7 protein-coding genes are annotated in these 7,982 nt (G+C 44.8%); 3 read left to right on the plus strand and 4 right to left on the minus strand.

Features of this window, described 5'->3' with window-relative positions; genetic code table 11:
• Positions 1-69 precede the first annotated feature (69 nt).
• On the minus strand, positions 70-1,200 hold the full coding sequence (locus V2H45_RS13720) for an aldo/keto reductase (RefSeq protein ID WP_330484211.1): 1,131 nt from the start codon (positions 1,198-1,200) through the stop codon (positions 70-72).
• 119 nt (positions 1,201-1,319) lie between these two features.
• On the opposite strand from V2H45_RS13720, the gene tgt reads away from it, so the two are divergent.
• The 3 genes from tgt to V2H45_RS13735 all read left to right on the plus strand — a co-directional run bounded on the left by tgt (position 1,320) and on the right by V2H45_RS13735 (position 3,845).
• A complete protein-coding gene (gene tgt, locus V2H45_RS13725) occupies positions 1,320-2,480 on the plus strand; it encodes a tRNA guanosine(34) transglycosylase Tgt (protein WP_408648781.1) in 1,161 nt (386 codons plus the stop codon).
• A 27-nt stretch (positions 2,481-2,507) separates the two neighbouring features.
• Positions 2,508-2,867: a LapA family protein gene (locus V2H45_RS13730; RefSeq protein WP_330484212.1), complete on the plus strand. Its 360-nt coding sequence runs from the start codon at positions 2,508-2,510 to the stop codon at positions 2,865-2,867.
• 96 nt (positions 2,868-2,963) lie between these two features.
• A complete protein-coding gene (locus V2H45_RS13735; protein ID WP_330484213.1) occupies positions 2,964-3,845 on the plus strand; it encodes an Rpn family recombination-promoting nuclease/putative transposase in 882 nt (293 codons plus the stop codon).
• A 388-nt stretch (positions 3,846-4,233) separates the two neighbouring features.
• Here the strand turns inward: V2H45_RS13735 and ftsH are convergent, their stop codons facing one another.
• From ftsH to V2H45_RS13750, 3 genes are all read right to left on the minus strand, one after another.
• On the minus strand, positions 4,234-6,120 hold the full coding sequence (gene ftsH / locus V2H45_RS13740) for an ATP-dependent zinc metalloprotease FtsH (protein ID WP_330484214.1): 1,887 nt from the start codon (positions 6,118-6,120) through the stop codon (positions 4,234-4,236).
• A 242-nt stretch (positions 6,121-6,362) separates the two neighbouring features.
• Positions 6,363-6,929, minus strand: coding sequence for a GNAT family N-acetyltransferase (locus V2H45_RS13745; protein WP_330484215.1), 567 nt, complete (start codon positions 6,927-6,929; stop codon positions 6,363-6,365).
• A 23-nt stretch (positions 6,930-6,952) separates the two neighbouring features.
• A complete protein-coding gene (locus tag V2H45_RS13750; RefSeq protein ID WP_330484216.1) occupies positions 6,953-7,591 on the minus strand; it encodes an ATP synthase subunit B family protein in 639 nt (212 codons plus the stop codon).
• Between the last annotated feature and the right edge of the window lie 391 nt (positions 7,592-7,982).

The raw sequence follows: 7,982 nt of genomic DNA on the forward strand, positions 1-7,982 counted from the left end.
GAAGTGCCAGACTATTCTAAAAACTTTACATAAAGCTAGCTGTTTCAATCCTTCTGTGGGCGATAGATATCAATCCCATAGACGCTTACCTTCGCCTTCATAGAGGCGATCGTGGGTGTCGCGCAGTAGTTTGGGAATGTCTAGCTTTTCGGGGCAACGAGGCAAACAATCGCCGCAGTCCGTGCAGCGATCGCCTTTTTCTCCTGGGAACCAATGACCTGCATTTCCAAACATGGCATAGCGATACTTGCCAAATTCCACCATGTCGTGGGCAACTGCCAGATTTCGCAACCGTAAAACCTCTGGGATGTTAATTTCTTCTGGGCAGGGTAAACAGGCATAGCACTGCGAACAGCGATCGCTTCGCAACCCTTCGATATAGTGGCGATGCATGCAGGCAAAGATTTCATTTTCCAATTCTGACAACGGCGTATCATTGTCCCAAGCTTCTTGATGATCGACAAACTCTTGGGGGTGGGCAGCACCCAGACTGAGCGTGTGAACTCTGGGATCGGACAGTAAAAAGCGATCGTTCAAATAGATCGGTGTGAAGGGGTAGCATAGACCTTTCAGTTTTTCTGATGGCTTGTAGATCATGCCACCTTTATCAGAGGGCGAAATGATAAACACCCCCATATCTTTTTCATGGGCTAATTGAACGGCAGGTTCATTTCTTTGATTGAAATAGTAGTAGTGCAGATTGACCGAAGTAAAGAGGTCGGTCTGGATTACTGCCAAAATCACCTCTAGGGGGGCATGGGTGGAAAAGCCGACATGGCGAATCAATTTTTGATCGACTGCCTCCTGTACCGCCTTCATACAGCCCTGAGGATTTTTAAGCATTTCTAGATGCTCCCAAGTATTGATGCCATGGAGGTCAAAGTTATCGATGTAATCGAGATTCATTTTTTGCAAGGAATCTTCGATCTGCTGGCGCATCGTGTCTGCATCTGGTGTGGGCACTATTTTTGTGGTGACATAGAGGCGATCGCGTTGTTTCTCTAGCCCAGCCCGAAATGCTGCACCCACAAATTGTTCGCTTTTGCCATAGCCTTTAGCGGTTTCAATGTGATTGATACCTAGTTCTATCGCTTTAAAAATCGTACTGACCGCATTTTCCTCAGACTCCAAATAGCGCATCGTGCCAAGGGAGAATACGGACAGAAGCATTTCAGTTTTACCAAAGCGACGATAACGCATAAAATTGTTCCAAGTAGCAGCAATAAAGAGGTAGATACCTATCAACTTCTATATTAGCGTCAAGCTCCTCCCTGATTCGGGTATAGTGTGAAGAAATCAAGTCAAAAAGGATAGTAGAAATTCTGAAACCGTTTGAATTTAAACTAGAATGCCAGTGTCGTCAGACAGGTGCAAGAGTTGGACAGTTCCACACACCTCATGGTGTCGTGCATACACCACGTTTTATGCCTGTGGGAACGCTTGCCAATGTAAAAACCGTTACGCCTGCGCAGCTCAAAGATTGCAAAGCCGAGATGATCTTGGCAAATACCTATCACCTGCATATTCAACCCGGTGAAGATATTGTGGCGGAGGCAGGGGGGCTACATAAGTTTATGAACTGGCAGCAGCCAATTTTGACCGACTCAGGGGGCTTTCAAGTATTTAGCCTCAGCGATATTCGCTCGATTACCGATGAGGGCGTCAAGTTCCGATCGCCGCGTGATGGTCAGATGATTAACCTCACCCCTGAGAAGTCCATCCAGATTCAAAATCAACTGGGGGCAGATGTAATTATGGCATTCGATGAATGCGCTCCCTACCCTGCGACCTACGACCAGATTAGACAGGCAAGCGATCGCACGACACGGTGGTTGGAGCGATGTCTCAAAGCTCATGCCAGACCTGCCGATCAAGCCCTATTTGGGATCGTTCAAGGAGGCGTGTTTTTAGATCTGCGGAAAAAGTCAGCCAGCGAACTGGTGCAATTCGATCTGCCGGGCTATGCGATCGGAGGGGTGAGTGTGGGCGAACCACCTGAGTTGATTGCCAAAATTGTGCGGGCAGCTACTCCTTTATTGCCTGAGAATAAACCCAGATATCTCATGGGTATTGGTACGCATCGAGAAATGGCACAGGCGGTTGCCGCTGGTATCGATCTGTTTGACTGTGTGATTCCTACCCGTCTAGGCAGGCATGGGATGGCAATCATGACGGTCGATGGTAAGAGCGATCGCTGGAATTTAAAAAACAATCGCTTTAAGCGAGATTATTCGGCTTTGGATGCCAGTTGCCCTTGCTATACCTGCCAAAATTTTTCCCGTGCCTACTTGAGCCATTTGTTTCGATCGCAAGAGGTTTTAGCCTTTACGCTTCTCGCGATTCATAACATTACGGAGTTAATTCGGTTTACGCAAAGGATGCGCGATGCAATTTTAGGCGATCGCTTTGTGGAAGAGTTTGGTCACTTCCTGACCGATTTTTCCCATGATTCCGATCCAGATCTGCACAAACATCTTTGATTAAGAAATGTAACTGGGAGCTTCAGGATGATTCGGATTTTGCTCTATTTTTGGCTCTGGTTCCTGTCAATGGGAATTGCCATCTTTGCGACTCAAAATACGCTATCGATAACGCTCAAATTCTTAGTATTTGATTCGATTAAGCTCCCGTTAGGCTTGGTCTTGGTGTTTTGTGCAGGAGTCGGTGCGATCGCGGTTACGATTTTGCAATCCTTTCCAAAGCTACCCAATTACGCATCTGTTTTTTCCCGTCGCTCTACACCAAGCAAGGATGCCTTCTCTGCCTCTGCGCCGCCGCCTAAAGATACTAAAAAGGCGACTTCAACTCCGAGCAAGAAAGCCAGTAAAGATGATTTTGATGAAGAATGGGATGATGACTGGGATTGAGTAATGTGGGTATTGCCCACAAACTCAAAGATTTCAGAAGTAAAAAAGCAGAATACTTGTAGATGATATATTTCCTTGAGATTATAAAATCTCGCGATGTACGATAACACTTGCAAGTTCTTAGCTGAGACCTTCCCCACCGACTTTGCCAGTTGGCTCTTGGGGAAACCTATTCCCCTAACTAAACTCGAACCATCGGAACTTTCAGTTGACCCCATCCGTGCCGACTCCGTTATATTTCTCGAATCATCGGAAATTATTGTCCATCTAGAATTCCAAACCCAAACCGATGACAAAATGGCATATCGGATGGCGAGCTACTGGCTGAGACTTTACGGTAAATATCCCACTAGAGAAATTTATCAAACCGTAATCTATCTAAAGCGAACAAACTCACCGCTCGTCCACGAGACCAGCTTTGAGTCCAAACAGCTTGTTCATCACTTTAATGTAATCCGTCTTTGGGAACAACCCACAGAAACCTTTCAACAATACCTAGGACTATTACCCCTCTCAGTTTTAACGAAGACAGATGATCCAGCTAAAACCTTAAGAAAAGCAGCAAAACTGATTGACAACATTAAAGACCGTCAAGTAAAAAGTAATGTAGCAGCAGCCACCGCTATAATATCTGGTATAGCCTTAGACAAGGAAATCATCCAAAGATTACTAAGGAGCGAAATCATGAAAGAATCAGTAATTTATCAAGAGATTCTAAAAGAAGGATTAGCCGAAGGATTAGCCGAAGGATTAGCCGAAGGTGAAGCTAAGGGTTTAGCTAAAGGTGAAGCTAAGGGTTTAGCCAAAGGCGAAGCTAAGGGTTTAGCCAAAGGCAAAGCCGAAACTGCCCGTCAAATAGCGCTAAATATGCTTCGTTCTGGTATGTCTGTAGATTTAATTGCTCAAGTTACAGGACTAACCCTCAAACAAGTCCAAAAACTACAACAGCTTTCCGTAAAACAGTCCAAAAAGCCGTAGTCACATCGTTCGTCTATTGATCGCTCGCTCGCTTCACCCGCCAGAGAGGTTAAGACAAAAGTCTCCTTACTGGTTGGACGGATCCGAAGCCTTACTCGTCCGATTAGACTTGGCTACTTCTATAAATCGCTTGTCAACTCATTTAAATGAATCTCTTCTCTAGAATGGTTTGCAAAAAAAATCTTTGATCGAATAGGATAGCATTGCCCACTCTACCTTCGTGGATAAATAGGATTTATATAGAAATATTTGGGATTTAGGGAAGATGTGAAGAACTTCACCAAAGATAAGGATCTTATCTTTTCCAATTCCGAACTGAGGGCAACAAAAAAGGTGGACATTTCTGTCCACCTTTTTTGGGATTGATTCTTGAAACGATATTCAAAAATTATAGGACGGGAACGTAACGTTCTTTTTCAGGGACTGTGGTGTACTCAGAAATCACGCGACGGAATTCTTCACCATCAATGGTTTCTTTATCCACGAGAATATCGACAACGCGATCGATCGCAGCACGATTTTCGTACATGATTTGTAAGGCAGTTTGATAGCAGGCATGAACAATTTCGCGAACTTGCTGGTCGATGCGTGCGGTGATTTCCTCTGAAAACTCAGAGCGAGACATCAAATCGCGTCCTAAAAAGACTTCATTGTTGCGACCTTCCAGCGACAGAGGTCCAATATCAGACATGCCAAAGCGAGTTACCATTTGTCTCGCCATGCCTGTCACCTGTTGCAGATCGTTGCCTGCACCCGTGGTAATCTCTTGACTGCCAAAAACGGCTTCCTCGGCAGCTCTACCACCCAAAGCGCCCGTGATTCTAGCAAGGATTTGAGAGCGAGAAATCAGAAACTGCTCGTCGGAAGGAGAGAACCAAGTCAGTCCAGCCGCTTGTCCGCGTGGAATCAGCGTTACTTTTTGTACGGGATCGTGTTCTTTAATCAAAGTACCGACGATCGCATGACCGACTTCATGATAGGCAATCAGACGTTTGTTCTTACTATCTACCAGAGCCTTTCCTTCCAAGCCAGCGATCACCCGATCCACCGCATCATCAATTTCTGACATTGCGATCGCATCTTTGCGACGACGGGCGGTGAGAATGGCAGCTTCGTTCAGTAAGTTGGCAAGGTCTGCCCCTGAGAATCCGGGAGTGCGACGCGCGATCGCTTCTAGAGAAACCTCAGGACTAATCTTTTTACCCTTGGCATGTACGTTCAACACCTGCAAGCGACCCTTAATATCGGGAGGATCGACGGAAATCTGGCGATCGAAACGACCGGGACGGAGTAAGGCGGTATCTAGAACATCGGGACGGTTGGTTGCCGCAATGATAATGATGCCTGTATTGCCTTCAAACCCATCCATCTCCGTGAGAATTTGGTTGAGGGTTTGTTCGCGTTCGTCATTACCGCCGCCAATGCCTGCGCCACGTTGGCGACCGACCGCATCAATTTCGTCAATAAAGATGATGCAAGGAGCGCTTTCCTTCGCTTTTTTAAATAGATCGCGAACGCGGGAAGCACCCACACCCACAAACATCTCGACGAATTCAGAACCAGAGACAGAGAAAAATGGTACGCCTGCTTCGCCAGCGATCGCTTTTGCCAACAAGGTCTTACCTGTTCCAGGAGGCCCAATCAACAATACGCCTTTGGGAATTTTGGCTCCCACTGCGGTAAAGCGTTCTGGTTTCTTCAGGAATGTCACCACTTCCTGCAATTCTTCTTTGGCTTCTTCGATGCCTGCGACATCATCAAATTTAACGCCTGTCTCGGCATCCATCGAGAAACGGGCTTTAGATTTACCAAAATCCATGGCTTGACCGGGACCGCCCATTTGGTTAGAACGACGGAATAGGAAAAACAAGCCAGCAATCAAGGCGATCGGGAAAATCAAGTTGCTGATAAATCCCCAAAAAGCGCCATTATTACTGGGAGGATAAACGGCTAAATCGACTTTATTCTCATTTAACTTACCCATCAGTTCGGGTGCATAGAGAGGAAGGTCAACTCTGGCGCGTTGTTCTCTTCCCTCTAATTGGGGGTCAGTAGCTACGACGATTGCTGTCCGACCGCCATCAAAAATATCTACTTTCCGAACGCGATGTTCGTCAAGGTATTCTAAAAAGCGGCTATAGGATATGCGTGTATTTGCGGCATTAATGTTTAATTGAGGCTGCACTGGGCGCGAAAAAAGGGTTTGCCAAAGAAAAAATAATATGACGACTATGGGTAGAGACCACAGAAGTATGGTTTTCCATGAAGATTTCATAAACTCGAAGAGCCTCTTGCTCAAATTTTTCTTAACTAAACTTAACTTATCACGATCAAAAGCCTGAGCGTATAAATTCTCAGGGAATGGCAAAAAATCCTCCCATCGTTATAGATCGAGCGCTCCTACAACCATTAAAACCAGTAGCTTGCAGGATGCTTCCAATAGTAGGATATCTAGAAGTTAGGAATTATTTGTGAGTTCTTAAGAATAGCTGTCTCGACTATCCCTAATTCTTGCAATCAATCCTGTTCATTATAGTCTTTGGTCAAAAATGCAAGACTATAGAAAGAATGGTGGTTAAAGTCAAACCGATCGATCGCTTCAAGATTGAGTTTGCGCGTGTGAGCTTCAAACGATCGCTGGTTGAGTCGATTGATAAATGTGACACCCATGGGAAAGCGCGTGGAAAAATTAGATCGCATGGTTTCAAATAATTGGAGAAAAACGCCACTCCCTCGCAACCTGCGATCGATGCAAATCGGACCATACTGAAACGTATTCTCTACAGTAATCTGCTTGCCTTGGAAACTCAAGTTAGGAAATCGCGAAACCATGAATGGGAAAATTTCCCACTGTGAAAAAAACTGCCAACTGCCAGCGAAGATATAGCCATCGATCTTGCCTTCTTGCTCGGCAACAAATACACCTGTCTGGGCGATTAGCGATCGGATCTGATCGGGGGTAAATGGCGTTGTGACAAACCCCTCAAGGCGCTCTGCGTCTGACAAATTTGTGTAGAGATTGACAGACTGCAAATCAAGAATCCCGTCAATATCCGATGTAACCGCGATTCTCGTGGCAATCATGGGGGTATCAAGCGAGATGGAACCTAATGCCGAAGCTCTTGTCTCCCGTTTTGCACAATTTTGAGAGCATCTAGAAGATCGGATTCTAAATTGCCCAAAATGCGATCGCAATATTCATCAGCTCCACGTTGCAGCTCGGTCACCTCAGCACTTACATGTTGACGAATTGATTCAATTTCTTTTTGAGCTTGACGGCGTTGTTGGGTTAGTTCGTTGACCGTTTGGGCGCGCATTTCCTCGCAATCTTCTTGCGTACGACGGCGCAGTTGATTGGCTTCTAGATCGACTTGCCTGAGAATTGCCGATTCCTCTACCAACTTTGTGGCGCGCATTTCTGCTACTTTTACAATCTCATCGGCATATTGCTCTGCCTCGGTCATAATCTCTTGCTTATACTGAAGAATTTCTTCAGCTTTGGCGATCGAATCTGGGACTGACAAGCGCACTTGGTCAATTTGTTTACATACTCTTTCTTCATCTATTACGGTATGTCCCATAATTCGGGGACCACTTTCTAGTAACATTTCTTCTAGTCGATCTAGCTCTTTATGCAGGGTCATAAAGTACTCGGCACGACTTACTAGATCGCTGGAACTTACCTCTCTAGCGCTAGAATAATTACCGTTCTCTTTGGATTTTGTAGTTAAGTTGTCGGATATCATCTCTTGTTGTCTTTACTAGAATCTTGCTGATGTTGGCAGGGGATTTGTAAATGATGAAGGTAACCAAAGTATGGATAGCCTATAGCTACCTAAACTATCAGTTTTTTCTACTCAATTGTCTTAAAGAACCGTACTTCTTAATTCTAAGGAATTGTCCTGAAAAATCAAAGCAATTTGCAAACAATTTACGCCAAATATCGTATTGACATATAAATAATATAGTAAATTTACAATAAATTTACGTTTGTTCCTATACGATACCAAAAGTATGAACGAATTGACTATACGTTTTCTATAGGTACTGACAGAATTAACATGAGAAAATTTGACTTTATTTGCTAAGTACAGGACAAAAGATTGAGAGCATTAGAAAAGGCATCAGCGTTGAGTT

Origin of the sequence: Tumidithrix elongata BACA0141 (assembly GCF_036349135.1) — a bacterium.
Lineage (GTDB): Bacteria > Cyanobacteriota > Cyanobacteriia > Pseudanabaenales > Pseudanabaenaceae > Tumidithrix > Tumidithrix elongata.